This is a genomic window from Xanthomonas sp. WHRI 6106, assembly GCF_040202405.1.
GTDB classification, from domain to species: domain Bacteria; phylum Pseudomonadota; class Gammaproteobacteria; order Xanthomonadales; family Xanthomonadaceae; genus Xanthomonas; species Xanthomonas cannabis.
In genome coordinates, this window is the sequence record NZ_JBEGFC010000008.1 from 92,776 (window position 1) to 119,488 (window position 26,713).

23 protein-coding genes and 2 tRNA genes are annotated in these 26,713 nt (G+C 65.5%); 20 read left to right on the forward strand and 5 right to left on the reverse strand.

Annotated elements, in window-relative coordinates; all coding sequences use genetic code 11:
- The first annotated feature begins 5 nt into the window (after window positions 1–5).
- Together ABQZ09_RS13115 and ABQZ09_RS13120 are read left to right on the forward strand one after the other, a co-directional pair.
- The gene (locus ABQZ09_RS13115; protein ID WP_047694088.1) at window positions 6–620 is read left to right on the forward strand and encodes a YqaA family protein; all 615 of its coding nucleotides are present in this window, start codon (window positions 6–8) and stop codon (window positions 618–620) included.
- Window positions 617–1,396, forward strand: coding sequence for a peptidoglycan DD-metalloendopeptidase family protein (locus tag ABQZ09_RS13120; RefSeq protein ID WP_349777080.1), 780 nt, complete (start codon window positions 617–619; stop codon window positions 1,394–1,396). The genes ABQZ09_RS13115 and ABQZ09_RS13120 overlap by 4 nt, the downstream gene beginning before the upstream one ends.
- A 189-nt stretch (window positions 1,397–1,585) precedes the next feature.
- Here ABQZ09_RS13120 and ABQZ09_RS13125 read toward each other — a convergent pair whose 3' ends face one another.
- Window positions 1,586–1,960 carry an Mth938-like domain-containing protein gene (locus tag ABQZ09_RS13125; protein ID WP_039404196.1) on the reverse strand — a complete coding sequence of 125 codons (375 nt, stop codon included), beginning with the start codon at window positions 1,958–1,960 and terminating at the stop codon, window positions 1,586–1,588.
- A 16-nt stretch (window positions 1,961–1,976) separates the two neighbouring features.
- Complete coding sequence (yhbY, locus tag ABQZ09_RS13130) at window positions 1,977–2,282, reverse strand: ribosome assembly RNA-binding protein YhbY (protein ID WP_039404199.1); 306 nt, start codon at window positions 2,280–2,282, stop codon at window positions 1,977–1,979.
- A 65-nt stretch (window positions 2,283–2,347) separates the two neighbouring features.
- On the opposite strand from yhbY, the gene rlmE reads away from it, so the two are divergent.
- The 15 genes from rlmE (at window position 2,348) to ABQZ09_RS13205 (ending at window position 20,528) form a co-directional block, all read left to right on the forward strand.
- The gene (rlmE, locus tag ABQZ09_RS13135; RefSeq protein ID WP_047694093.1) at window positions 2,348–2,980 is read left to right on the forward strand and encodes a 23S rRNA (uridine(2552)-2'-O)-methyltransferase RlmE; all 633 of its coding nucleotides are present in this window, start codon (window positions 2,348–2,350) and stop codon (window positions 2,978–2,980) included.
- Window positions 2,981–3,038: 58 nt separating this feature from the next.
- Window positions 3,039–4,979, forward strand: a complete 1,941-nt coding sequence (gene ftsH, locus ABQZ09_RS13140) for an ATP-dependent zinc metalloprotease FtsH (protein WP_039404201.1) — start codon at window positions 3,039–3,041, stop codon at window positions 4,977–4,979.
- Window positions 4,980–5,107: 128 nt separating this feature from the next.
- Window positions 5,108–6,010, forward strand: a complete 903-nt coding sequence (folP, locus tag ABQZ09_RS13145) for a dihydropteroate synthase (RefSeq protein WP_349777081.1) — start codon at window positions 5,108–5,110, stop codon at window positions 6,008–6,010.
- Complete coding sequence (miaA, locus tag ABQZ09_RS13150) at window positions 6,010–6,993, forward strand: tRNA (adenosine(37)-N6)-dimethylallyltransferase MiaA (protein WP_349777082.1); 984 nt, start codon at window positions 6,010–6,012, stop codon at window positions 6,991–6,993. The genes folP and miaA overlap by 1 nt, the downstream gene beginning before the upstream one ends.
- 77 nt (window positions 6,994–7,070) lie before the next feature.
- Window positions 7,071–7,349: an RNA chaperone Hfq gene (gene hfq / locus ABQZ09_RS13155; protein ID WP_005915027.1), complete on the forward strand. Its 279-nt coding sequence runs from the start codon at window positions 7,071–7,073 to the stop codon at window positions 7,347–7,349.
- A gap of 11 nt (window positions 7,350–7,360) precedes the next feature.
- Window positions 7,361–8,680 carry a ribosome rescue GTPase HflX gene (hflX, locus tag ABQZ09_RS13160; protein WP_349777083.1) on the forward strand — a complete coding sequence of 440 codons (1,320 nt, stop codon included), beginning with the start codon at window positions 7,361–7,363 and terminating at the stop codon, window positions 8,678–8,680.
- Between the two features lie 369 nt (window positions 8,681–9,049).
- Window positions 9,050–9,544, forward strand: a complete 495-nt coding sequence (locus ABQZ09_RS13165; RefSeq protein WP_039404219.1) for a CinA family protein — start codon at window positions 9,050–9,052, stop codon at window positions 9,542–9,544.
- Between the two features lie 265 nt (window positions 9,545–9,809).
- Window positions 9,810–12,332, forward strand: coding sequence for a TonB-dependent receptor (locus tag ABQZ09_RS13170; RefSeq protein ID WP_349777084.1), 2,523 nt, complete (start codon window positions 9,810–9,812; stop codon window positions 12,330–12,332).
- A gap of 579 nt (window positions 12,333–12,911) precedes the next feature.
- Complete coding sequence (gene ubiB, locus ABQZ09_RS13175; RefSeq protein ID WP_349777085.1) at window positions 12,912–14,588, forward strand: 2-polyprenylphenol 6-hydroxylase; 1,677 nt, start codon at window positions 12,912–12,914, stop codon at window positions 14,586–14,588.
- Between the two features lie 74 nt (window positions 14,589–14,662).
- Window positions 14,663–15,304: a transcriptional repressor LexA gene (lexA, locus tag ABQZ09_RS13180; RefSeq protein ID WP_039404224.1), complete on the forward strand. Its 642-nt coding sequence runs from the start codon at window positions 14,663–14,665 to the stop codon at window positions 15,302–15,304.
- A 172-nt stretch (window positions 15,305–15,476) separates the two neighbouring features.
- Window positions 15,477–16,511, forward strand: coding sequence for a recombinase RecA (gene recA, locus ABQZ09_RS13185; protein WP_039404226.1), 1,035 nt, complete (start codon window positions 15,477–15,479; stop codon window positions 16,509–16,511).
- Window positions 16,512–16,761: 250 nt separating this feature from the next.
- Window positions 16,762–17,250, forward strand: coding sequence for a recombination regulator RecX (recX, locus tag ABQZ09_RS13190; protein ID WP_039563830.1), 489 nt, complete (start codon window positions 16,762–16,764; stop codon window positions 17,248–17,250).
- A gap of 101 nt (window positions 17,251–17,351) precedes the next feature.
- Window positions 17,352–20,000, forward strand: a complete 2,649-nt coding sequence (alaS, locus tag ABQZ09_RS13195) for an alanine--tRNA ligase (RefSeq protein ID WP_349777086.1) — start codon at window positions 17,352–17,354, stop codon at window positions 19,998–20,000.
- A gap of 139 nt (window positions 20,001–20,139) precedes the next feature.
- A complete protein-coding gene (gene csrA / locus ABQZ09_RS13200) occupies window positions 20,140–20,352 on the forward strand; it encodes a carbon storage regulator CsrA (RefSeq protein ID WP_003481884.1) in 213 nt (70 codons plus the stop codon).
- A gap of 83 nt (window positions 20,353–20,435) precedes the next feature.
- Window positions 20,436–20,528, forward strand: a tRNA-Ser gene (locus ABQZ09_RS13205).
- A gap of 20 nt (window positions 20,529–20,548) precedes the next feature.
- Here ABQZ09_RS13205 and ABQZ09_RS13210 read toward each other — a convergent pair.
- The gene (locus ABQZ09_RS13210; RefSeq protein ID WP_349777087.1) at window positions 20,549–21,013 is read right to left on the reverse strand and encodes a hypothetical protein; all 465 of its coding nucleotides are present in this window, start codon (window positions 21,011–21,013) and stop codon (window positions 20,549–20,551) included.
- A gap of 431 nt (window positions 21,014–21,444) precedes the next feature.
- Between ABQZ09_RS13210 and ABQZ09_RS13215 the strand changes: the two genes are divergently transcribed.
- Window positions 21,445–23,388: a methyl-accepting chemotaxis protein gene (locus tag ABQZ09_RS13215; RefSeq protein ID WP_228313944.1), complete on the forward strand. Its 1,944-nt coding sequence runs from the start codon at window positions 21,445–21,447 to the stop codon at window positions 23,386–23,388.
- 184 nt (window positions 23,389–23,572) lie between these two features.
- Here ABQZ09_RS13215 and ABQZ09_RS13220 read toward each other — a convergent pair whose 3' ends face one another.
- Window positions 23,573–24,274: a pirin family protein gene (locus ABQZ09_RS13220; RefSeq protein ID WP_039563828.1), complete on the reverse strand. Its 702-nt coding sequence runs from the start codon at window positions 24,272–24,274 to the stop codon at window positions 23,573–23,575.
- 136 nt (window positions 24,275–24,410) lie between these two features.
- On the opposite strand from ABQZ09_RS13220, the gene ABQZ09_RS13225 reads away from it, so the two are divergent.
- Both ABQZ09_RS13225 and ABQZ09_RS13230 read left to right on the forward strand, forming a co-directional pair.
- Window positions 24,411–25,355, forward strand: a complete 945-nt coding sequence (locus ABQZ09_RS13225) for a LysR substrate-binding domain-containing protein (RefSeq protein ID WP_349777088.1) — start codon at window positions 24,411–24,413, stop codon at window positions 25,353–25,355.
- Window positions 25,356–25,399: 44 nt separating this feature from the next.
- Window positions 25,400–26,392 carry a DedA family protein/thiosulfate sulfurtransferase GlpE gene (locus ABQZ09_RS13230; protein WP_039563826.1) on the forward strand — a complete coding sequence of 331 codons (993 nt, stop codon included), beginning with the start codon at window positions 25,400–25,402 and terminating at the stop codon, window positions 26,390–26,392.
- Window positions 26,393–26,634: 242 nt separating this feature from the next.
- On the opposite strand, the gene ABQZ09_RS13235 is transcribed toward ABQZ09_RS13230, so the two are convergent.
- Window positions 26,635–26,711: transfer RNA gene (locus ABQZ09_RS13235), tRNA-Arg, on the reverse strand.
- Window positions 26,712–26,713: the final 2 nt, after the last annotated feature.

Sequence of the window (26,713 nt, forward strand, 5' to 3'; positions counted from 1 at the left end):
CCTCGATGAAGATTTTCGGGCCGTTGTACGACGTGGCCATCCGTTGGTCGCGCCACCGCCGCGCTCCGGCGCTGCTGACCGGCCTCAGTTTCGTGGAGGGCTTCATCTTCCCGGTGCCGCCGGAGGTGATGCTGGCGCCGATGTCGCTGGCCGAGCCCAAGCGCGCGCTGTGGTTCGCCACGCTGAGTCTGATCGGCTCGCTCAGTGGCGCGCTGGTGGGCTATCTGCTTGGCCACTTCGCCTTCGCCGCGCTGCAGCCGCTGATTGAATGGCTGGGCTGGAGCGCAAAGATCCAGGCGCAGATCGAAACCCTGCGCGCGCTGGTGGCCGAGTCGCCGTGGAAGGCATTCTGGGCCCTGGTGCTGGTCGGCTTCACGCCGATCCCGCTGAAGATCTTTACCTGGGCTTCGGGCGTGGTCGGCGTGCCGATCCTGCCGTTCATCGCCAGCATGCTGGTCGGTCGCGGCAAGCGCGTGTATCTGGTCGCCGGCGCGATCCGGCTGGGCGGTGCGCGCGCCGAAGCCGCGCTGCATCGCTGGATCGAGCCGCTGGGCTGGGTGGCGATGGCCGTGCTGGCGGTGGGAGCAGGGTGGCTGGTGTGGAAGACAACCAACGGATGAGCAAGTTGCAGATGAATTCGGTACGTAAGACAGCAGTCCTGCTCATGGTGGCGGCCGGGCTGGCCGCCTGCAGCAGCACCACGGTGGTGCGATCGCCGGGAGCCGGTGGTGGTTCTTCGTCCGCACGTCCATCTGCGGCGCCGCGTCCGTCGGTGCCGCGCCCCGGTGCAACGGTGACCGTCCAGCGTGGCGACACCCTGTATGCCATCTCGCGCCGCACCAACATCACCGCGCCGGATCTGGCCGCGTGGAACGGCCTGTCCTCGCCCAACACGATTTATCCCGGCCAGACCCTCAAGCTGTATCCGCCAGGTGCCAGCAAGCCCGGCAGCAGCAGCGCCCCGGTTGCCGGCACCGTGGTCCCGCCACGGCCGGCGGCCCCGGTCGCCGCACCGGTCAGCAGCGGGTTTCCATGGCGCTGGCCGGCCGATGGCGTGGTGGTCGGCACCTTCGTCACCGGCGAAACCACCAAGCAGGGAGTCGACATCGCCGGTGCCAGCGGCCAGGCCGTGCGTGCTGCTGCCGATGGCGTGGTGGTGTATTCCGGCGCCGGCCTGGTCGGCTACGGCGAGTTGATCATCATCAAGCACAACGACCAGTGGCTGTCGGCCTACGGCCACAACCGCAAGCGCCTGCTCAACGAGGGCCAGAGCGTCAAGGCCGGCCAGCAGATCGCCGAAATGGGCCGCAGCGGCGCCGCCCGCGACATGCTGCACTTCGAGATCCGCTACAACGGCAAGCCGGTGGATCCGCTGCTGTACTTGCCGAAAAAGTGATTGGGGAGTTGGGATTCGGGATTCGCAACCGCCTTGGGCTGTTCATGTCCGGGCATCGGGTGCGTTTTTTGCCTGGTCACCTGGTGACCAGATGACGCATCGGTCCGGGGTAGGCAATTAAACGCGCCGCTCGCTACAGCCCGCTCTTACGAATCCCCAATCCCGATTCCCAGGTCCCGCCTCACCCGATTAGCCCGGCAACACCATCGCCAATGCGACCCGGCGGCCTTCGCTGGCCAGCACGTTGTAGGTGCGCGCGGCGGCGGCGTTGGTCATCGCTTCCAGTCCGATGCCGCGGGTCAGGCAGGCGGCCAGCACCTGCGCGTCGGGGAAGCGTTGCTGATCGCCGGTGCCCAGCAGGATGACGGCGGGGTTCATTGCCAGCACCGCCTCCATGTGGCTGACCTGTAGCTGCGCCAGGTCCGGCACCGGCCAGCGCTCCACCAGCGCGTCGGGCATCAGGATGAAGCTCTGCTGCAGGATCTGGTCGTTGACCTTGGCATGGCGGCCATCGGCCGCGCGCAACGCATAGGCGTAATCGGGATGTTCCTGGCTCAGGGGCATAACGAACTCGTCTGGCTCAGCCGCGCGGCAGCACGATCTGGCGCTTTTCCTTGCTGGGGCGGTACAGGATGGCGACGTGGCCGATCCGCTGCACCAGGGCGCTGCCGGTCTGCTCGACCAGCTCCGCAATCAATGTATCGCGCGTCTCACGATCCTCGGAGGCGACCTTCACCTTGATCAGTTCATGCCGCTCGAGCACTTCCTCGAGTTCGGCCAGAAATGCGGGTGTGACCCCTTTGCCGCCGGTCTGCAGCAGTGCCTTGAGGTCGTGGGCCTGGCCGCGCAGGAAACGGTTCTGGGCGGAGGTGAGAACAATGGACATGCAGGATCGAAGGGAAGCAAAGGGTGTTCAGGGTATCATGGCGGCCCGTTCGGACCCCTTTGCCAATGCCTTCCCGCAGTAAAAGCAGCCAGCGCTGGCTCAAGGAACACTTCGCCGACCCTTATGTGAAGAAGGCCCAGGCCGAAGGCATGCGCTCGCGCGCGGCCTACAAGCTGGAAGAGCTGCTGCAGCGCGACCGGCTGCTCAAGCCGGGGATGGTTGTGGTCGATCTGGGCGCCGCGCCCGGCGGCTGGTCGCAGCAGGTGCGCAAGTCCATGGGCGACAGCGGCCGGGTGCTGGCGCTGGACATCTTGGACATGCCGGCGCTGGCCGGGGTGGACTTCCTTCACGGCGACTTCAGGGAGCAGGCGGTCCTATCGCAGTTCGAAGCGATGTTGGGCGATGTGCCGGTGGACCTTGTTCTGTCCGACATGGCCCCCAATAAGAGTGGCATGGATGCGGTCGACCAACCGCGGATGATGCACCTGGCGGAACTGGCGATGGACTTTGCCGACACCCACCTCAAACCGGGCGGGGCGTTCCTGATCAAGCTGTTCCAGGGTGTGGGATCCGACGACTACATTCGCGAGCTTCGCCGCCGCTATGACAAGGTGACGATCCGCAAGCCGGCGGCCTCGCGCAAGCGCTCCCCGGAAGTTTATGCGCTCGGTCAGGGCAAGCGTGTCCAGATCAAGTAAGCTGCCAATGACCACCGTATTTCAAGCATAAGAGTAGAGGGCACCGGAGCCAATGAGGATGAACGACTTGACCAAGAATCTGCTGCTGTGGGTGGTCGTCGCAGTTGTGCTGATGGTTGTCTTCCAGAGCTTCTCGCCGCGGATGGCGGGTGGCGTCGGTGCCGACTCGATCACCTACACCCAGTTTCTGAAAGAAGTTGACTCCGGGCGCGTCAAATCGGTGGACTACACCGACGAGACCAATCTCGCCGTCAATGCGATCCGCTTCAAGCGCACCGACGGCAGCGAAGCCACCGTGTATGGTCCGCGCGACGACAAGCTGGTCGACGTGCTCTATAGCAAGAATATCGAAATGACCCGTCAGAAGCCGTCCACCGGGCCGGGCTTCTGGTCGCTGGTGCTCAACTTCCTGCCGGTCATTCTCATCATCGGCTTCTGGCTGTTCATCATGCGCCAGATGCAGGGCGGTGGTGGTGGCGCCAAGGGCGCGATGAGCTTCGGCAAGTCGCGCGCCAAGCTGCAGGGCGAGGACCAGATCAAGATCACCTTTGCCGACGTTGCCGGTTGCGACGAGGCCAAGGAAGAGGTCGGCGAGCTGGTGGACTTCCTGCGCGACCCGACCAAGTTCACCAAGCTGGGCGGCAAGATTCCGCGTGGCGTGCTGATGGTGGGCCCGCCGGGTACCGGCAAGACGCTGCTCGCCAAGGCGATCGCCGGCGAGGCCAAAGTGCCGTTCTTCAGCATCTCCGGCTCCGATTTTGTCGAAATGTTCGTCGGCGTCGGCGCCAGCCGCGTGCGCGACATGTTCGAGCAGGCCAAGAAGCATGCGCCGTGCATCATCTTCATCGACGAAATCGATGCAGTGGGCCGTCATCGCGGTGCTGGCCTGGGTGGCGGTCACGACGAGCGCGAGCAGACCTTGAACCAGTTGCTGGTCGAGATGGATGGCTTCGAGGGTGGCGAAGGCGTCATCGTGATCGCGGCGACCAACCGTCCCGACGTGCTGGACCCGGCGCTGCTGCGTCCGGGCCGCTTCGACCGCCAGGTCGTGGTCGGTCTGCCGGACGTCAAGGGTCGCGAGCAGATCCTGCGCGTGCACATGCGCAAGCTGCCGCTGGCCGACGACGTGGTGCCGATGGTCATTGCGCGCGGTACCCCGGGCTTCTCCGGCGCCGACCTGGCCAACCTGTGCAACGAGGCGGCGCTGTTTGCCGCGCGCGGCGGGGAGAAGGAAGTCCGTATGGATCACTTCGACCGTGCCCGCGACAAGATCCTGATGGGGGCCGAGCGTCGTTCGATGGCCATGAGCGAAGACGAAAAGACGCTCACCGCGTATCACGAGGCGGGCCACGCCATCGTCGGTCGTCTGGTGCCGGAGCACGATCCGGTCTACAAGGTCACCATCATTCCGCGCGGCCGCGCACTCGGTGTGACCATGTATCTGCCGGAAGGCGACCGTTATTCGATGAACCGTGTCGCCATCGAATCGCAGCTGTGCTCGCTGTACGGCGGTCGCGTTGCCGAAGAGTTGATCTTCGGCGGCGACAAGGTCACCACCGGTGCGTCCAACGACATCGAGCGGGCCACCAAGATGGCGCGCAACATGGTCACCAAGTGGGGCCTGTCCGACGAGCTTGGCCCGGTGGCCTACGGCGAGGAAGAGGACGAGGTGTTCCTGGGCCGTTCGGTGACCCAGCACAAGAACGTCTCCGACGAAACCGCGCGCAAGATCGATGAAGTGGTGCGTTCGATCCTGGACAAGGCCTACAGCAAGACCAAGACGATCCTCACCGAGAATCTGGACAAGCTGCATGCCATGTCGCAGCTGCTGCTGCAGTACGAGACCATCGACGTGCCGCAGATCGACGCCATCATGGAAGGCCGTGAGCCGCCGCCGCCGGCCGGTTGGGGCAAGTCCGACAAGGACGGTGGCAACAACAACGACAAGGGCAGCCCGCGTCCGTTGCCACCGATCGCCGGACCCGCCGAGCAGATCTAGGCCGGTCAAACGAAGGTCTGCAGATGCATCCATCAAGGCCGGGAAGCGATTCCCGGCCTTGCTGCGTTACCGGGCTGCATCAAGGCCCACGTGCGAGCGATCGCAGCCACCCCAGGAGACACCGCCCGATGTTCGATACCGCCCTCAAACTGGATTGCGCCGGCCGCAGCCTGCGACTGGATGCGCCGCAGGTGATGGGGATCGTCAATGTCACGCCCGACTCGTTCTCCGACGGCGGCCAGCATGCGACCTGCGAAGCGGCAATCGCACATGGGCTGTTGCTGGTGGAACAGGGCGCTGCGGTGCTGGATATCGGCGGCGAATCCACCCGCCCGGGCGCTACAGCGGTGTCGGTGGAAGAGGAGCTGCAGCGGGTGATTCCGGTCATCGAGGCATTGGCGCAGCGCACCGGCGTGCCGATCAGCGTGGACACCTTCAAACCGGAGGTCATGCGTGCGGCGGTCGCGGCCGGCGCCGGCATGATCAACGACGTCCATGCGTTGCGTTCGCCCGGAGCGTTGGAGGCGGCTTCGGACCTGGGCGTCCCCGTGGTGCTGATGCATGCGCGCAGCGCGCCACATGCCATGCAGGACGCGCCGCACTATGACGATGTGGTCGGTGAGGTGCACCGGTTTCTGGCCGAACGCATCTTCGCCGCCGAGATGGCCGGCATCGACAAGCGCCGGCTGGTCCTGGACCCGGGTTTCGGCTTCGACAAGACCACCTCGCATAACCTCACCTTGCTGGCGCAGCTACAGCGACTGCAGGAATTCGGCCTGCCGGTGCTGGCGGGGCTGTCGCGCAAGCGCAGCATCGGCGAGCTGACCGGGCGCGAGATCGCCGCCGAACGCATCCACGGCTCGGTGGCGGCACATCTGATCGCCGCACAGCACGGTGCGCTGCTGCTGCGCGTGCACGATGTGGCGGCGACCGTGGATGCGTTGAAGGTGTGGAACGCAATGGCGGCCATTCCCGTCCCGCGCGTCAGTGCACCGGCCGCGCCGACGCTGCGTTGGCCGGACGAGGACTGATGCCGGCCGACCGACGCCCGCTCGCGATTGCCCTGATGGGCCCCACTGCCAGCGGCAAGACTGCGCTGGCGCTGGAGGCTGCACAGCGCTGGGATGGGGAAATCGTCAGCGTCGATTCGGCGCTGGTGTACCGCGGGCTGGACATCGGCGCGGCCAAGCCCGATGCCGGCATGCGCGCAGCGGTGCCGCATCACCTGATCGATCTGCGTGATCCCTGGCAGGTCTATTCGGCCGCCGAATTCGCCGCCGATGCGCGCAAGGCGATCGACGACATCGTGGCGCGCGGCAAGTTGCCGATTCTCGCCGGTGGCACCGGGCTGTATTTCCGTGCCTTGCTGGAAGGCCTGTCGCAATTGCCGGAGGCCGACCCGACGGTGCGCGCGTCCATCGCGGCCGAGGCCGAGCAGCTCGGTTGGGCCGGCTTGCACGCGCAGCTGGCACACGTGGACCCGGTCGCGGCGGCACGCATCCACGCCACCGACCCGCAGCGGATCCAGCGCGCGCTGGAGGTCTACCGCGTCAGCGGGCGGCCCATCAGTTATTGGCAGGCGCTCCCGCCGGGGCCGCGGCTGCCGGTTCGGGTGTTGAAGGTGGTACTGGCGCCATGTGAGCGTGCGGTGCTGCATGCACGCATCGAACACCGCCTGGACGCGATGCTGGCGCAGGATTTTCTGGCAGAGGTGCGGCAGTTGCGGGCGTTACCACAGATGCAGGCGGTGGCCGCACCGCTGGATCTGCCCGCAGTGCGCGCGGTGGGCTATCGCCAGGCCTGGGAGTATCTGGATGGGGCCGGCAGCCTGTCCGAGTTCCGCGACAAGGCGGTGCAGGCGACCCGACAGCTGGCCAAGCGGCAGCTCACCTGGCTACGTGGCGAGCTCGACGCGCGCTGGTTCGACCCGGAGCGTGATCGGCATCGATTGGATGACGCACTTGTCGGCTTCCTCGCTCATCGTCCCGCTGTGCAGTCGCCTTCAGGCGTGTAACATCCCGTTTCCGGGGCCGGCTGGGGATGGCGGGTGTCGACCGGGACAATAAGAACAAGAACGACGAGGAGTTTTCGATGGCTAAGGGGCAATCTTTACAGGATCCTTTTCTCAATGCGCTGCGGCGCGAGCGAGTGCCGGTGTCTGTGTATCTGGTCAACGGCATCAAGCTGCAGGGCACGATCGAATCGTTCGATCAATTCGTGGTCCTGTTGCGCAACACGGTGAGTCAGATGGTCTACAAGCACGCCATTTCCACGGTCGTGCCGGCGCGCAATGTGCGCGTGGGGCCGGGTGGTGGATACGTGCAATCCAATGAAGGTAATCAAGCGGAAGATGACGACGTCGAGCAGTAATGGAGTAGTGCGTGTTTGATCGCTCACGCAAGGGTGAACACGCGCTGTTGATTCAGACCCACTCCGGTGGGCCTGCCGAGGACGATGTGCTGGAGGAGTTCGCCGACCTTGCAAAGTCGGCGGGCGCCACGGTGGCGGCAACGCTCACCGCGCGCATCGACAAACCCAGCCCGTCGACCTTGATCGGCAGCGGCAAGCTGGAAGAGGTCAAGGCGGCGGCCGAGGCCACCGGCGCGGATCTGGTGCTGGTCAACCACACCTTGTCGCCCGGCCAGGAGCGCAACCTGGAGCGCTACCTGGAGCGGCGGGTGATCGACCGCACCGGGCTGATCCTGGATATCTTCGCGCAGCGTGCGCGCAGCCACGAAGGCAAGCTGCAGGTGGAGCTGGCGCAGCTGCGCCACATGGCCACCCGGCTGGTGCGCGGCTGGACCCACCTCGAGCGCCAGCGTGGCGGCGCGATCGGCCTGCGTGGCCCCGGCGAAACCCAGCTGGAAACCGACCGCCGCCTGCTGCAGAAGCGCGTGGAGCAGTTGCAGAAGCGGCTGGAAAAGGTCGAAGTGCAGCGCAATCAGATGCGCCGTGCGCGTCTGCGCAGCGAATTGCCGCGCATCGCACTGGTGGGCTACACCAATGCCGGCAAGTCAACGCTGTTCAACGCCCTGACCGGCGCCGACGCCTACGCGGCCGACCAGCTGTTCGCGACCCTGGACCCCACCGTGCGCCGCATTGCATTGCCGGGCGGCAGTGCGATCCTGGCCGACACGGTCGGCTTCGTGCGCGATCTGCCACATGAACTGGTGGCCGCGTTCCGCTCGACCCTGTCGGAGGCGCGCGAGGCCGATCTGCTGCTGCACATCGTCGATGCGGCCGACCCGCTGCGCGAAGAGCGCATCCTGCAGGTCGACGAAGTGCTGCATGCCGTGGGTGCGGGCGATCTGCCGCAGCTGCTGGTGTTCAACAAGATCGACAAGATCGACGGCGCCGAAGTGCGCCACGACGCGCAGGATGGGATTCCCGACCCGGCGCGCCGCGAGCGCGTGTGGATCTCCGCGCGCGACGGCCGCGGTCTGGAAGAGCTGCAACACGCGCTCGGCCAACGCCTGGATCTGCGTCATGTGACCGGGCAGCTGCGGCTGCCGCCGTCGGCCGGCCGCCTGCGTTCCAAGCTGCACCAGCTGGAGGTGGTCCGCGGCGAGCAGGCTGACGAGGGCGGCTGGTTGCTCGACGTCGACCTGCCGATGGTCGAAGCCGAGCGGCTTGCCGCAGGCGACGATGGCGCGCCGCTGCGCGCGATGCTGCCGGACCGCCGGGAAGACTGGGAAACCTAGGTCCTTCGTATACGGCGGCCTGCGCATGCGGCCTTGCCGGGTCATCGCCCGTGCGCTGATGGGCGAGTTGCGCTCCAGTCCCGCCGGCTCGGCTGCGGCTCACCCGGTGGTGGGCTGCAGCGGCGGTGCAAGCTGGAGCAGGGTGGGCTGGAAAGGATTGGCGTGGCGGCGACGGATGGACGTCATGTCGCCGCAGCGGCGGCGCAGTGAGCGAGCGCCGTTGCACGCCATGCACCTGGCTTCCGCTGCCAGGCAACACAGTGCGACTGAATCGCGGCTACGCCGCCGGGGCCGGCGCGCCGGGCCAGCCGCAGACAGGGGCGGCGAATTGGGCTAAAACGTCCGCTGCCTTCCTTCGTCGCCGTGCCCATGTCCTTGTCCGCCGATTCCGAGTTGCAGCAGCTGGCCGAAACCCTGGGTCAGCAATTGCTTGCTGCGCGCGAGCGACTGGTCACGGCCGAGAGCTGCACCGGCGGCTGGATCGCCAAGGCAGTGACCGATGTCGCCGGCTCGTCGCACTGGTTCGATTGCGGCATGGCTGCCTACAGCTACGAGGCCAAGCAGGCCTTGCTGGGCGTGCGGCCGCAGACGCTGGAAGTGCACGGTGCGGTCAGCCGCGAAACCGTGATCGAAATGGTCTCCGGCGCGCTGGTCAACTCCGGTGCAAGCATTGCAGTCGCGGTGACCGGCATCGCCGGGCCGGGCGGCGGCAGCGACGACAAGCCGGTCGGCACGGTGTGGATCGGCTGGAAGCGGCGCGGCGGTTACGCCACGGCGCAGCTGTTCCAGTTCGCTGGCGATCGCGATGCGGTACGGCGCCAGACTGTGGTGGCTGCGCTGCGTGGGCTGAGCGCACTGCTTTGATTCCGCGGGCAGGCATCTCGCGCGGCGGATCGCGGGCGTTGCGACTTTAGTGTGAGCGTGGGCACTCCCGTTCTCCATTGCCGATGAGTCCTGCCGCTGGCGGCGCATGGCTTGCATGCATCTTGCGTGCGGCCCGCATTCGTCGGGCGCTCCGCGCATTCCGCTGGCGGCACGCGACAGGGCATCGAACCCGGTAAGGTGGCACCGCGCGCATAGCTGCGGCACTGGCTGCAGGCAGCGCACGCGATCTCGTCGGGGGACACTCATGGATATGCAACGGCACCACCGCACCGTGCTGGCGCTTGCGCTGTTGGCAGCGCTGCCCGCACGGCCTCTCTCGGCGCAGACCGCGCCTGATGAGCCGGCGACCCTGGCGACGCTCAAGGTGACCGCGCAAAAGCGCGAGGAATCGCTGCAGGATGTGCCGGTGGTCGTGTCGGTCTTGCCCGAACAACTGCTGCAGGACAGCGGCGTGCACGACATCAAGGAACTGCAGGTGCTGGTGCCGGGCTTGATCGTGACCAGCAGCCAGAGCGCAGCGCAGACCACTGCACGCATCCGCGGCATCGGCACGGTGGGCGACAACGCTGGGCTCGAATCTTCGGTCGGCGTGGTCATCGACGGGGTGGCGCGTGCACGCAATGGCGTGAGCTTTGCCGACCTGGGCGAGCTGGAACGCATCGAAGTGCTGAAAGGGCCGCAGGGCACCGTCTTCGGCAAGAACGCCTCTGCCGGCGTCATCAACGTGGTCACCCGTCGCCCCAGTTTCACCCGCAGTGCCGATGCCGAGATCACCGCGGGCAATTACGGTGCGCTCGGCGTGGCGGGCGCGTTCAACGACGCGCTAGGCGAGACCAGTGCGTTGCGCGTGTATGCAGCCAGACGTCGTCGCGACGGCTTCGACCAGGTGGTGACCGGTGCCGGCCCCCGTACCGCAACCGATGATGGCGACCAGAATTTGCGTACTGCGCGGGTGCAGTGGTTGTGGGAGCCCAGCGATGATCTGGACATCAATCTTGCCGCCGATGCCACCAGTCGCAAGGAAAACTGCTGCGTCACCGTGACCACCGAGCGTGGCCCCACTGCCGCCCTGATCGATGCGCTGGCGCCTGGCGGGCAGGGCACGAGCCCGCGTGCAGAGCCGCAACGCAGGCGCGCCTACAGCAACCGCAGCACGGCGCAGGACATCCGGGACAAGGGTGTGTCGGCGCAGGTCGACTGGACCACGCCCTGGCTGAGCGATGCAGTGCTGACCTCGATCACCGCACTGCGCGACTGGAAGTCGGTCAACGGCCTGGATTTCGACTATGGCGCTGCCGACATTCTCTACCGCCAGGCGCGCGAGAACGAGATGCTCACCAACTTCAGGACCTTCAGCCAGGAGCTGCGCCTGGCCGGGTCCACCGAGCGCGTCGACTGGCTGGTCGGCGCGTTTTATGCCGACGAAACCCTGCACCGCAACGAGTCCTACCGGTTTGGCAGCGCCTACGAGCCCTATCTGTCCAGCGTGATGCTTGCACGCATCAATCCGGCATTGGCCGCACGCGCCGACGCAACGCGTTTTCTCGCCGATACGACCGGCCTGCCCGCCGGCAGCCTGTTTCGCGGGCAGGGCAGCCAGGACCGGTTTCGGCAGGACGGCACCAGCGCCGCGCTGTTCACCAACAACACCTGGCATGCCACCGATGCGCTGGATGTGGTGGTCGGCCTGCGCTATACCTACGAGCACAAGGCGTTGCGCTCGGCGTTTGAAAATCCCGATGGGAGCCCGGCCTGCGCGAGTTATTTTGCCGCCGACGGGCAGGTGAATCCGGCCGCGTTGCGGCGCATCGGCGTTGCGCTCGTCTCGCGCGGCGTGCCCGCAGCTGCAGTGCCTTCCATTGCGCCGCAGGTCATCGGCTTCAGCTGTCTGCCCTGGACCAATATCGTCCACGCCGGCCGCCTGACCGAACAGCGCCGCACCGAACGCGAGTGGTCCGGCACCGCCAAGCTGGCGTATCGCTGGAATGCATCACTGATGACCTACGCGTCGGCGGCGCGCGGCTACAAGGCTGGTGGTTTCAATCTCGACCGCGTGCAATCTTCCGACGGCCTGTCCAGCGGCGTGCAAGGCATCCTGCCGGTGGACGACACCTCGTTTCCGGGCGAATTCGTCGACAGCTACGAACTCGGCGCCAAGTCCACCTGGCTCGGCGGCAACCTGCTGGTGAACGCAGCGCTGTTCTACCAGGACTTCAGCGACTTCCAGCTCAACAATTTTCTCGGCACCAGTTTCGTGGTTCGCGCCATTCCCACCGTGGTGTCGCGCGGCATCGATACCGAAGTGCTCTGGCAGGGCGCCTTGCCCGGGCTGATGGTGCAGGGCGGGCTCAGCTATGCAGACACCACCTATGGCGATGATGTGTTGCCCGATGCAGAGCTGGCGTTGCTGCCCGGCAGCCGAGCGAGCTTTGCGCCGCGCTGGTCGGCCAACCTGTCGGTGACCTACGAGCACGCATTGGGCAAACGCTTGACCGGTCGCGCCAACGTCGGGGCCAAATACAGCTCCGAGTACAACGCCGGCTCCGATCTGGATCCGCAAAAAGCGCAACCCGGTTACACCTTGCTCGACGCGCGGGTGGGCATCGGTGCAGACGACAAGCGTTGGCTGCTGGAAGCCTGGGCGGAGAATCTGGGCAACGAAACCTATCGACAGATCGTCATCGATACACCGTTGCAGGCCGGCTCCTGGAATGCGTTCCTGGGCGCGCCGCGGACCTATGGGGTGACCTTGCGGCTGCGTTATTGAGCGCATCGCGCAGCCCGCTTCATTCGCTGCACGCGGTAGTCGATGCACACGCGCAGTCCTGCCTGCCCGGAGCGACAGCAGGCGCTGGGTGGCCGTCGAGCGGGCGCGGGCGCAGCCCGGAATCAGCCCGAACCGGTTGCATCCGGCGGTCTGCGCTGTCCAAGTCCCCCTGGCTGCTGCCTGCCGCGGTTTGTGAGTCGCGCCAAACCTGGGCTCGGCCAAGGACGCGACAGCGTCGCCGAGATCGGCTACAAACAGGGTCCGCCTGCCGACCTGCGTGCCGATGTTGCTGCTGCTTTCCACTGCCGTTGATGATGCGTGGCCGCCCGTTTTTTTGGGCGGCTGTGCGGCCGCTGCGGTGTGTTCTGTTGCGTTGCACGCACGCGGATGCAGCGACCGTTCCGATGTCGCCCTGCAGGCATGCGTTTCTGATGCGCGCTGCATGCGTCCAGCGCCGGCGGAGACATGCTGGCGATGGCATCCACCGCAGGCGCATAGACCGGATGCCCGCAGGTCGGCTGCTGTCTCGCCGATCCGCGCGCACGGTCACGCAGCCCGCTACATGCAGGCGGTGCACTGATGTGGGAAGCGCTGGGTACCGTCCGTGACCTCGGGCGTCTGCAGGAAATCGCTGCGGTCCTGATCCGGTATGGCTTCGGCGATGTGGTGCGCCGGATCGGGCTGGCCGATGTGCTCGAACGTGCCGGCCGGCTGCTGCACTGGAACAACGCCGAAGGTCGCTTGCGCATGTCTGCGGCGGTGCGGGTGCGGCGCGCACTGGAAGAACTCGGGCCCACCTTCGTCAAGCTGGGCCAGGTGCTGGCCACGCGCGTGGACCTGTTGCCCCCGGAGTGGATCGACGAGCTGAGCGAGCTGCAGAACGCGGTGCCCGCATTGCCGTTCGAGCAGGTCCGCCCCCAGCTGGTGGCCGCGCTGGGCGCCGAACCGGACACCGTCTTCGCGCGCCTGGACGAACACCCGCTGGCCGCCGCATCGCTGGCGCAGACCCACCGTGCCTGGTTGGCCGATGGCACGCCGGTGGTGTTGAAGATCCGTCGCCCCGGCATCGGCGACACCATCGATGCGGATCTGCGACTGCTCGCGCGGCTGGCCGATATCGTCGAGACACGCGCACCGGATCTCAAGCGCTATCGCCCAACCGAAGTGGTGCAGCAGTTCACCGTTTCGCTGCGGCGCGAGCTCGACTTCGCCGCCGAGTGCCGCAATGCCGAGCGCATCGCCGCCAACTTCGCGCACGACCCGCAGGTGGTGGTGCCGGCGGTGTACTGGCAGTGGACCTGCGAGTCGCTCAATGTGCAGGAATTCATCGACGGCATCCCCGGGCGCGACCTGCAGGCGGTCGATGCGGCGGGACTGGACCGCCGTGCGCTGGCGCGGGCGGGTGCCGGCATCGTGCTCAAGATGGTGTTGCAGCACGGCTGCTTCCACGCCGACCCGCATCCGGGCAACATTTTCTACCTGCGCGATGGCCGGATCGCGGTCATCGATTTCGGCATGGTCGGTCGGGTGTCCGAGCAGCGTAGGTTTCAGGTCGCACAGCTGCTGCATGGCATGGTGAGCTACGACGCCGACGCGGTCATCGACGTGTTGCTCGAGTGGGCAGGGACCAGTCTGGATATCGACGAGGCGCGTTTGCAGCAGGACATCGGAGCCTTCGTTGACGAGTACCGCGGCGTGCCGCTCAAGGAGTTGCGCATCGGCGCGATGCTGGGCGACGTCACCGCGATCCTGCGCGATCACGGCCTGACGCTGCCGTCGGATCTGGCACTGATGATCAAGGCCTTCCTCACCCTCGAAGGCATGGGGCGCCAGCTCGACCCGGACTTCGACATGGCCACCGAAGCGCGGCCCTATCTGGAGCGTGTGGTGGTGCAGCGTTATGCACCACGCGCCATGTTGCGGCGTAGCCGTCGCACCGTGACTGGCGCGATCGACCTGATCGGCGATCTCCCGCGCGATCTCAAGCGGCTGATCCAGGCCGCCCGGCGCGGCAAGCTGCAGTTGCAGGTGGAAACGCGCGCCTTGCGCGAGTTCGGCGACCAGGTCGACCGCGCTGCCAATCGCCTCACCATGGGCATCGTCACCGCCGCGCTGGTGATCGGCTCGTCGATCGTCATGAACAGCGTGGGCGGTAGCGCCAGCCGCTGGCTGCTTGGGCTGGGTGTCGGTGGGTTCATCGGTGCCGGCCTGTGCGGCATCTGGATATTGTTCTCGATCTGGCGCAGCCGGCGATAGCGGAGCCGGTCATCGCAGCCGAACGCAGCTTCTGGGTATTGCCTCGCACGTCGTTAGTAGTAATACTACTAACCATGGACCTGACCGATACCCAGCAAGCCATCCTGGCCTTGATTGCCGAGCGCATCGAGACCGACGGCGTTCCGCCCTCGCAGACCGAAATCGCCCGCGCTTTCGGCTTCAAGGGCGTGCGCGCCGCGCAATATCACCTGGAGGCCCTGGAGCAGGCCGGCGCCATCCGCCGCGTGCCGGGACAGGCGCGCGGGATTCGGCTGGCCGGGCAGGGCGCGCAGCCGCGCACGCCGCCGGTGAGCGAGCCGGCGCGCGACGACGTGCTGCGCTTGCCCGTCCTGGGCCGCGTGGCGGCGGGCTTGCCGATTGGTGCCGACATCGGCTCGGACGACTTCGTCGTGCTCGACCGCGTGTTTTTCTCGCCCTCGCCGGACTATCTGCTCAAGGTACAGGGCGACTCCATGCGCGACGAAGGCATTTTCGACGGCGACCTGATTGGCGTGCACCGCACCCGCGACGCCCGCTCAGGGCAGATCGTAGTGGCCCGGATCGAAGAAGAGATCACGGTCAAGTTGCTCAAGATCGGCAAGGACCGGATCCGGCTGCTGCCGCGCAACCCGGACTATGCGCCGATCGAAGTACTGCCGGATCAGGATTTCGCCATCGAAGGCCTGTATTGCGGGCTACTGAGGCCCAATCGCTAAGGATTGTGCCGATGTGCGCGCTGGCTTTTTTCTCAGCCGGTAGCGCAGGATTCACCGCTGCCAGCGCAGGGGCTGCATCGTTAATCTGAGTGTGTCGCCGCCAGTCTCAGCCTGTGCGATACACCGCCGCTACATTAGCTCCACACCGAAATCACTGACAAGGATCACCCAGATGGATGAGAACAAGAAGCGCGCCCTTTCCGCCGCACTGAGCCAGATCGAAAAACAATTCGGCAAGGGCTCCGTGATGCGCATGGGCGACCGCGTGATCGAGGCGGTCGAGATCATTCCGACCGGTTCGCTGATGTTGGACATCGCACTGGGGATCGGCGGCCTGCCGAAGGGCCGCGTCGTGGAAATCTACGGCCCGGAATCCTCGGGCAAGACCACGCTGACCCTGCAGGCCATTGCCGAGTGCCAGAAGAAGGGCGGTACGGCTGCCTTCATCGATGCCGAGCATGCGCTGGATCCGATCTATGCCGCCAAGCTGGGCGTCAACGTCGACGACCTGCTGCTGTCGCAGCCCGATACCGGTGAGCAGGCGCTTGAAATCGCCGACATGCTGGTGCGCTCGGGCTCGGTGGACATCGTGGTGGTCGACTCGGTGGCCGCACTGACCCCGAAGGCGGAAATCGAAGGCGAAATGGGCGACCAGTTGCCGGGTCTGCAGGCACGCCTGATGAGCCAGGCCCTGCGCAAGCTGACTGGCAACATCAAGCGATCCAACACGCTGGTGGTCTTCATCAACCAGCTGCGCATGAAGATCGGCGTGATGATGCCGGGCCAGAGCCCGGAAGTGACCACCGGCGGTAACGCATTGAAGTTCTACGCCTCCGTGCGTCTGGACATCCGTCGCATCGGCGCGATCAAGAAGGGTGACGAGATCATCGGCAACCAGACCAAGATCAAGGTAGTCAAGAACAAGCTGGCGCCTCCGTTCAAGCAGATCGTGACCGAAATCCTCTACGGCGAAGGCATCAGCCGCGAAGGCGAACTGATCGACATGGGTGTGGAAGCCAAGCTGGTGGACAAGGCAGGTGCCTGGTATAGCTACGGCGACGAGCGTATTGGTCAGGGCAAGGACAATGCGCGTGGCTACCTGCGCGACAACCCGCAGGTCGCCGCTAAGCTCGAAGCAGAGCTGCGCGAGAAGTTCCAGCCCGCCGAAGCGCCCCGCGAAGCAGGCGACGACGCTGAGAAGGAATAAGCGCAACCGCTGGCGGCCGGCTGCGACAGGTGCGTTGGCAGTTCAAACGGTCCGCCAGGTCCGGTAATGGACTCGGCGGCCTCAAGCGCTCTCGATCAGCGTGTTAGCCCGCTGCAGGTGACGCGCCAAGTTTTTCTATCGCGAGGACGGCGGAGTCAGTGCCGTTGCTTCTCGCGGTAGATCTATCGAAGGCCAGGAGGGCAGGCGCCACGGAGGGCGCATTGATTCAGCGTTAGGGGTACACGTCACGATGGACGAGCAAGAACCCGCACCAAAGCGGGGACGCCGGTTCAAGGAGCAGACGCCGGTCCAGCGCGCACTCGGCCTGCTGGTGCGACGCGAGCATTCACGCAAGGAATTGAACCGAAAGCTATTGGCACGCGGAATTGAGCCGGAGGCCGCACAGGCCGCGGTCGAGCGGCTCGCGGGTGAAGGTTGGCAGGATGACGCCCGGTTTGCCGCGGCAGTGGTCCGTAACCGCGCCGGTTCGGGCTATGGCCCGCTGCACATCCGTGCCGAACTGGGAACCCATGGCCTGGATAGCGATGCCGTCAGTGCTGCCATGGCCACGTTTGAAGGCGATTGGATCGAGAACGCACGCGATCTGATCCGGCGCCGGTTTGGTGAAGAAGGGCCGGTCGATCTGCCGCAGCGGCGCAAGGCCGCCGATCTATTGGCCAGGCGCGGTTTCGACGGCGACTGTATTCGTCGCGCCACCCGCTTCGACCTTGAGGACTGAGGGCGTCAGGCCTGCTACCCTTCGTGGTTTCAGGTTGTTCCGCTCCCCTGCGCCCACATTTCATTGGGTGACCGGGACTGCCGCCCGCCCAATGCCAGCTCATGAACGCACCCGCCAAATTCAGCACTTCCCAGATCCGTAGTGACTTCCTCGCGTTTTTCGAGGGGAAGGGCCACACCATCGTGCCATCCGCGCCGCTGGTGCCGGGTAACGACCCGACCTTGCTGTTCACCAATTCCGGCATGGTCCAGTTCAAGGACGTCTTCCTTGGCGCGGAAAAGCGCAGCTACGTGCGCGCCGCGGACGTCCAGCGCTGCCTGCGCGCCGGCGGCAAGCACAACGACCTGGACTCGGTGGGCTATACCGCGCGCCACCACACCTTTTTTGAAATGCTGGGCAACTGGTCGTTCGGTGACTACTTCAAGAAGGACGCCATCGCCTGGGCATGGGAGCTGTTGACCCAGGTCTGGAAACTGCCGGCGGACCGCCTGCTGGTCACGGTGTATCACACCGACGAAGAGGCATTCGCCCTATGGCGCGACATGATCGGCATTCCGGAAAGCCGCATCGTGCGCATCGGCGACAACAAGGGCGCGCCGTATGCGTCGGATAACTTCTGGCAGATGGCCGACACCGGTCCGTGCGGTCCGTGTACCGAGATCTTCTTCGACCACGGCGATCACATCGCCGGCGGCCCGCCCGGCTCGCCCGACGAAGATGGCGACCGCTTCATCGAAATCTGGAACCTGGTCTTCATGCAGTTCGACCGCCAGCCCGACGGCACCCTGGTGCCGCTGCCGGCACCGTGCGTGGACACCGGCATGGGGCTGGAGCGTCTGGCCGCGATCCTGCAGCACGTCCATACCAACTACGAAATCGATCTGTTCCAGGCCTTGATCGGCAAGGCCAGTGCGCTGACCGGCATCACCGATCTTGAAAACAAGTCGTTGCGTGTGATCGCCGATCACATCCGCGCCTGTTCGTTCCTGATCGTCGATGGCGTGCTGCCTTCCAACGAAGGGCGCGGCTATGTGCTGCGGCGGATCATCCGGCGTGCGTTGCGCCATGGCTGGATGCTGGGTGTGCGCCAGCCGTTCTTTAGCAAGATGGTGCCGACGCTGGTCGAGCTGATGGGCGAGGCCTACCCGGAGTTGGCCGCCGCGCAGGACACCGTGGCACGTGCCCTGTTGGCGGAAGAGGAGCGCTTTGCCGAGACGCTGGACGCCGGCATGAAGATCTTCGACGACGTGGCGGCACGCGCGCAGGACGTCATTCCCGGCGCCGATGCCTTCCGTCTGTACGACACCTACGGGTTCCCGGTCGACCTGACCGCCGACATCGCACGTGAGCGCGGCATGCGGGTCGATATGGAAGGTTTCGAGTTTGCGATGGAGCGGCAGCGCGAAACCGCGCGCGCGGCAGGCAAGTTCGGCGGCGGCGTCGCGCTACCGGCCGATCTGGTCGCCACCATGTCGCCGACCGTGTTCCTGGGGTATGAGGCGCACGACGCCGACGCGCTTAAGATTGTGGCGCTGCTCAAGCAGGGCCGTCCGGTCGAGCGTGCCGAGGCTGGTGATGAGGTCATCGTGTTCACCGACCGTACCCCGTTCTATGCAGAATCCGGTGGACAGGTCGGCGATAGCGGGCAGTTGAGCAATACCGATGTATCGATCGAGGTTGCAGACACCCAGAAATTTGCCGGCCAGTTCCACGGCCATGTGGGGCGCATCACCGAAGGCACGCTCGCGCTGGGCGATGTGCTGGCCGGGGGCATCGACGTGCAACGCCGCGGTAAGACCATCCTCAACCATTCGGCGACGCACTTGCTGCACGCCGCGCTGCGCGAAGTATTGGGCACGCATGTACAGCAGAAGGGCTCGCTGGTGGCGCCCGATCGCCTGCGTTTCGACTTCTCGCACTTTCAGCCCATCACCGCGGAAGAACTTGCGGTGATCGAGCGCAAGGTCAACGCCGAAGTGCGTACCAACCACAGCGTCGAAGTGCACAACATGGCCATGCAGGAGGCACTGGATTTTGGCGCGATGGCCTTGTTCGGCGAGAAGTACGGCGAAAACGTGCGCGTCCTTAAGATGGGCGGTTATTCGACCGAATTGTGTGGCGGCACCCATGTCACCCGCACCGGTGACATCGGTCTGTTCAAGATCACCTCCGAGGGCGGCGTGTCCTCTGGCGTGCGCCGCATCGAGGCGGTGACCGGGCAGGGCGCCCTGGACTACGTGGCCGACGAAGAGCGCCGTTTGTCCGACGCGGCCAGTCTGCTCGGCGGCAACACCACCGAGGTGGTCGATAAGGTGCGGGCGCTGACCGAGCGTCAGAAACGGCTGGAGCGCGAGCTGGAATCGCTCAAGGCCAAGCTGGCCTCCGGCGCCACGGCCGACCTCGGTGCCGGTGCGATTGAGGTTGCCGGGGTCAAGGTGGTTGCCGTGCGCTTGGAAGGTTTCGACGCAAAGGCACTGCGCGATGCGATGGACCGTTTGAAGCAGCAGTTGGGCGATTCGGTGATCGTGTTGGCCGGTGCATCGGCCGGCAAGGTTGCGCTCGTTGCCGGCGTGAATGGCAGCCCAACTGGCAAGGTAAAGGCGGGGGAACTCCTCGGCCATATCGCCAGTCAGATCGGGGGCAAGGGCGGTGGCCGTCCGGATCTCGCCCAGGGTGGTGGCGAGGACGGGCCCGCCCTTGCGACCGCACTCGACGGCGTGCCCTCCTGGGTCAAGCAACACTTGGGCTGAACACTTGTCCTGCTATGCCTTGATGGCTGGCAGGATGTCCCGCTACCATTTCTGGTCTATTCCCTTTACCTAGGGCGCGTCTCACTCAGGAGGCCGTCGATGCTGGTGGGAAACCCACCGGTTCCAGGAGATTTGCAAAATGTTGATCCTCACTCGCCGGGTAGGCGAAACCTTGATGATCGGCGACTCGGTCACTGTTACCGTGCTCGGCGTCAAGGGTAATCAGGTGCGTATCGGTATCACCGCACCGAAAGATGTGGCTGTGCATCGCGAAGAGATCTATCAGCGCATCCAACGTGGGGACGAGCCGGTTGCCTCTGGCGCACATCACGGCGACGATTCTTCGAATTGATCGTCATAAAGGGTTTACGTTAGCCCCTGTTACCCGGTATTCTTCGCGGCCTGCCACGGACATCGCGGCAGGACGCAAAAACTGGAGCGATGCCCGAGCGGCTGAAGGGGCTCCCCTGCTAAGGGAGTATAGGGTCAAAAGCTCTATCGAGGGTTCGAATCCCTCTCGCTCCGCCAGTGTTCCGAACGCCTGCAAATCATTGATTTGCAGGCGTTTTTGTTTTTTGCTTTGGGTAAGGCGCGTTCCGGCGTGCGACTGCCTGCGAAGCGGCACGTGGTAAAGCGGCCAATGGCAGATCGCGGATGAAGGCGCATCGACTCCATTCCGCGTTCCATCCGATTGGGGATTCCTGATCGATTCCGGTTGCTTTGCGCCTGCAACGCGGACTGGGTGGCAGCCATCGCAGCGAATGCATGATCTGGTCATCCGGCTTTTCGCTGTTCTCACTGCTGCCATGCCGAACGCCGAATGCCGAACGATGATTGCGCATTGCGACGACGTGCGTTGCACTCACATGTCGTTCCTGTGCGTCCGACCCGATGCGTGAGCACGCAATGCGCAGCTGTGCTGCGAGAAACGCAGTCAAGTCGCCGGGCGTGCAGGTGTCCTGCGCCTGCAAGTGACGGCCGACCAGTGATCCCTGGTGCCGGGTATCGACCATTGTGAGCTTCACTGCGGCTGGTTGCGGCAAACCAACTCCGCGTGCGCGCGCAGTGTCCATCGCTGGGGTGTGTGCAACTCAGGCAATGGCTGATCTGACACGGCGACCTGCTCCCGCGCATATGCAGCGCCTTCAAGTTCCAGCTCGTTGGTCGGTCGCATCTGGATCGGAAGCTCATGACATCGCCCGTGCAGGCCACGCTGTTGACGCGCGTCTACTTATCGATTGAGGCAGTGAGGCCGGCAGCCAAGACGGCCGTCTGGATGTTCCCACGATGAACCTGCCTGGTTGAGGTCGGCTTGCAACGTGGCTACATCTGAACCGCGCGAGACGCCGGTTGCAATTGCGGTCAAGTAACCGGCGCGCAGGTCGTTAAGGGGGTGACCCATATCTCGGATGTCGATGTGATGCGCCTATCGTTGCTTGGACGCCTGTTCTCTTCCTGGAGCCGTGGGTTGCAGCACAAGGCCAACGCGGTGGACCGGGTGATGGGGGTGATCGAATTCGATCTGGATGGCCGCATTCTCGAGGTCAATCAGAACTTCCTGTCGTTGATGGGGTACCGGCGCGAAGAGGTCGTTGGCCAGCATCACCGCATGTTCGTGACCAAGAGCGATCACGACAGCGATAGCTATCGCCAGTTCTGGGCGGCGCTGCGGCGCGGCGATTTCAACGCAGGGCGTTTCTGCCGCCTGGATAAGCACGGCCGCGAGGTCTGGATCAATGCCTCTTACAATCCGTTGCTGGACCGAGCGGGCAAGGCCTACCGCGTGGTGAAGTACGCCACCGACATCACCGAGCAGGTGCGGCAGACCGCCGATTTCGAAGGGCGGATCGACGCGATCGACAAGGTCATGGCAGTCATCGAATTTTCGCTGGATGGCACGGTGCTCGATGCCAACCAGAACTTCCTGCAGGTGATGGGCTATCGGCTCGATGAGATCCGTGGCAAACACCACGGTATGTTCGTGGATGCGCAAACGCGTCAGTCGGCCGCCTATCGTGCGTTCTGGGACGCGCTTGGTCGCGGGGAATTCGATGCCGGTCGCTACAAGCGCGTCGGCAAGGACGGTGGCGATGTATGGATCCAGGCGTCCTACAACCCGGTCCTCGATGCATTGGGTCGCCCATACAAGGTCGTCAAGTACGCCACCGATGTGACGCGCCAGGTGATCGATTCTGCCGATGCGGATGGCCGCATGCGCGCCATCGACAAGGTGATGGGGGTCATCGAGTTCGATCTCGACGGCCGCGTGCTGGCTGCCAACGACAACTTTCTGGCGATTCTCGGGTATGCGGCGGAAGAGGCGATCGGCAAGCACCATGGCGTCTTTGTCGATGCCGCCTACCGCGCATCCGACGAGTACCGCCACTTCTGGGCGAAGCTGGCGCGCGGCCAGTTCGATGTGGGCCGGTATCGCCGCCTGCACAAGGACGGCAGTGCGGTGTGGATCCAGGCGTCCTACAACCCGATCCTGGATGTGTCCGGGCGCCCGTACAAGGTGGTCAAGTACGCCACCGACGTGACCGACCAGGTGCGCTCGGCCGAACGCATGCGCGACCTCATGCGGCAGACCATGAGCATCGCGCAGAACGTGCAGCGCGAGTCGCATCATATTTCCGCCAGCAACCAGGATCTGGTCAACCGCGTGTCCACGCAGTCCAGCGCGGTGGCGCAGACGTCCGGAACGATCGATCAGCTGGCCGCGACGGTGCGCGCCAACTCCGACAATGCCGGCTCGGCGCGACGCATGGCCGAGGAGTCGGCTACCGTGGCGCGGCGCGGTGCGGACGTGATTGCCGACGTGGTCAAGACCACGGCCGGCATCCGTTCGGCCACCGACCGGATCGGCCAGATCATCGAGGTCATCGACGGCATTGCCTTCCAGACCAATATCCTAGCGCTCAATGCGGCCGTGGAAGCGGCGCGGGCGGGCGAGCAGGGCCGTGGCTTTGCCGTGGTGGCGACCGAGGTGCGCAGTCTGGCGCAGCGCTGCAGCGTTTCGGCCAAGGAAATCCGCTCGCTGATCGACAACGCGACCGACCAGGTCGGTGATGGCTCGCGCCTGGCCGAACAGGCTGGTGTCGTGATGCAGGATGTGGTGACCTCGGTGCTGCGCGTCACCGCGACCGTGGAGCAGATCGCGGCGGCCAGCCAGGAGCAGGCGCAGGACATTTCGACCGCCAACACGGCGCTGCAATCGATCGGCGTGCAGGCGCGCGACCAGGCACAGATGGTCGATGATCTGGCGCGATCGGCACGCGTGCTGGAAGCCGATGCCGACGCATTGTTCGCGCTGGTCAATGGTGACGATCCCGGCGCTGCGGCAGCCGGCGCGCCGGCTGCTGCGGACATGAAGCCGCAGGCGGCCTAGGCGCACTGCGGTACGTGGGGGCATCAGCGCAGCATGATGTTCCCCAGGGGCGTCAGACGTGGATGACATGGCGAGCACGCCGCATACGACACAAAGCCCGCAGAAGCGGGCTTTGTGTTTTGACGTGTGCCCCGTCCGCTGCAGGCCGTGCAAGCCTGCGCGCGCCGCGGTGGCGTAGCGGCACTTACTTGGGCAGATCGAAGACCAGCACCTCTGCGTCGCGGGCATCGGCCAGCACGATCTCCGGCTCGCCGATGATCTGCACGGCATCGCCGGCCGACAATGCCTGCCCATTGATGCTCAGGCTGCCGCGCGCCACCTGCACGTAGCCGATGCGCCCTTCGGCCAGCGGTTGTTGCAGGCGTGCGTCGCCGTCCAGGATCGAGGCATACAGGCGTGCATCCTGGTGCAACCGGAGCGAACCGTCTTCGCCGCCGGGCGAGGCAATCAGGCGCAGCTGGTTGCGCTTGCTGTCGGCATCGAAGTGCTTTTCTTCGTAGCTCGGTTCGATGCCGTTGCGCTCGGGCATCACCCAGATCTGCAGGAAGTGCACCGGCTCGCTGGACGAGTGATTGAACTCGCTATGGGTCACGCCGCTGCCCGCGCTCATGCGCTGCACATCGCCGTAGTGCAGCACCGAACCGGTGCCCATGCTGTCCTTGTGCTCCAGCGCGCCGCCCAGGACGTAGGAAATGATCTCCATGTCGCGGTGGGCGTGGGTGCCGAAGCCTTCGCCCGGAACCACCTTGTCTTCGTTGATCACCCGCAGCGGGCCGATGCCCATATGGCGCGGATCGTGGTAGCTGGCGAAGGAGAAGGTATGGCGCGAGGAAAGCCAGCCGTGTTCGGCGCGGCCACGGGTTTCGCTCTTGCGGACATTCAACATGATGCTGCTCCTTGAAAGATTCGAATTGGCGCCGGGGGCTGAATCGCTGTCCCAGCGGCTTGATGCGTAGTCTCTGCCTGTACGCGCGGGAGAAAAAGCGAGTAGATTTGGCCGCTATCATCGAAAAATTCGAACAATGAAAATCAGCCTCGAGGCCTTGCAGATCCTGGATGCGATCGACCGCCGTGGCTCCTTTGCCGCGGCGGCCAAGGTGTTGTTCAAGGTGCCCTCGACCATCTCCTACACGGTGTCCAAGCTGGAAGAGGACCTGGGAGTGCAGCTGTTCGAGCGGGTCGGGCCCAAGGCGACGCCGACGCAGGCCGGGCGCGAGCTATTGCGCGAAGGGCGGCATCTGTTGCGCGCCGCGCAGGAGCTGGAGGTGCGGGTGCGGCGGGTAGCCTCGGGTTGGGAGTCGGATTTCGCGATCGGGCTGGACGCGGTCCTGCCGGCGGCGTTGTTGCAACCGCAGATCCTGGACTTCTATACGGTGGCCGACAGCACCCGGCTGCGCGTGCTCAGCGAATCGCTGTCTGGCAGTTGGGAGGCCTTGCTGGACCGGCGTGTGGACCTGATCGTGGCGGCCGGCGAGGGGCCGAGCGGTGGCGGCTATGTCGCCGAGCCGATCGGCACCTTGCGCTTCGTGTTCGCGGTGGCGGCCACGCATCCTCTGGCGGGCGCGCAACGACTGGGCGTGGCCGAGCTGGCCGAGCATCGGGCGATCGCCGTAGCGGACTCGGCGCGGCGTCTGCTGCCGCGTACCGTCGGCCTGTTGTCCGGGCGCGATGTGCTGACCGTGCCGGACATGCACACCAAGCTGCTGCTGCAGCTTGGCGGTGCCGGCTACGGCTTCCTGCCCGAGCCGTACGCACGCGGCGCGCTGCACGACGGCCTGCTGGTCGAGGTGCCCGTGGAAACCCCCAAAGCCGACGAGACGTTCTGCCTGGCGTGGCGGCCGGGCGAGGAGGGCGAGGCGCTGGGGTGGTGGCGGCGTGCCCTGCGTCGGGACCACTTGTTCGCGCACTGGTTGCAGGCGCTTGCCGAAACGTATCGTTTCGTTGCTGCCAGGCAGCCGGTGGCATGACCAAGGGCGGATAATGGCCGCTCGCCGTCGCGCAGGGTCCTCGCATGCAAGGCTTGATCGAACAGTACGGATTGGCGCTGGTATTCGCCAACGTGCTGGCATTGTCGCTCGGGCTGCCGGTCCCGGCGTTGCCGACACTGGTGCTGGTTGGAGCCGGTTACGCGCTGCGCGGTGGTAGCGATGCGTGGCTGGCCGGTCTGGCGGCGTGGGGCGTGTCGGTGCTGGCCAGCCTGCTGGGCGATCTGGCCTGGTATTTGGCCGGCCGTCGTTTCGGTAACCGCACCTTGCAGTCGCTGTGCCGGTTGTCGCTGTCGCGCGATACCTGCATGAAGCAGACCGAGCGGTTTTTCTCGCGCTGGGGTGTGCGGGTGCTGGCGGTGGCCAAATTCGTGCCGGGCTTGTCGATGGTGTCGGTGCCCATGGCCGGCGCGATGCGGGTACGGCCCGGCGCCTTCCTGCGCTACGACGCGTTCGGTGCCTCGCTGTGGGCCCTGGTCGGGCTGGGCCTGGGGGCCGTGTTCGCCGATCAGGTGCAGGATGTGCTCGGCTTCCTGTCGGAGCTGGGCTCGGGAGCCGTGGCGGTGCTCGTAGCGCTGTTGGCGGGCTACGTCGGCTGGCGCTGGTGGCGCCGCCACAGCCTGCTGCGGTCGCTGGACCATGCGCGCATCGCGGTGGACGAGCTGGTGCCGTTGCTGGATGGCGATGAAAGCCTGCGGCCCACCGTGCTGGATATCCGGGCACCGGGGTATCGCGACCTGCAGCCCTACACGATCCCTGGCGCGGTATTCGCCGACGAGCGTCAGCTTGCGCAGATCCTGGCCAGCGTGCCGCGCGAGCGCAGTGTGGTGATTTATTGCGCATGCCCGGACGAAGTCTCTGCGGCCTGGTTGGCGGGGCGGATGCGTGAGCGTGGCTATCGCGATGTGCGCCCGCTGCGCGGCGGGCTGGATGCATGGCGCGACGCCGGCCATCCGGTGACCTCGTTGTTGCCGGTCGTGGTGGTGGGCGAGGTGGAAGCGGTGCGCACAACGGCTTGATCGTCGTGTGCAGGCGTCGACGTGCGCAGTGAAAGTCGCTTGCTTCGGCAGCGCGACCGTTCGCGCTGCACGGCGATGCGCGCGGCAACCCATGTCCCGGGCGTTGAGCGTCTCGGCGATCTTGTCCTGGTTTCCAGCGTCATGCCGCGGCTCGTCCTTGCGTGGCTGCATGCGGACGTGCAGGGCAGGAAGCAAACGACGGGCAAAAAAAAGACCAGCAAGCTGGTCGTTTTCTTCAAGATTGGTGCGCCCGGAGAGATTCGAACTCCCGACCGCCTGGTTCGTAGCCAGGTACTCTATCCAACTGAGCTACGGGCGCAT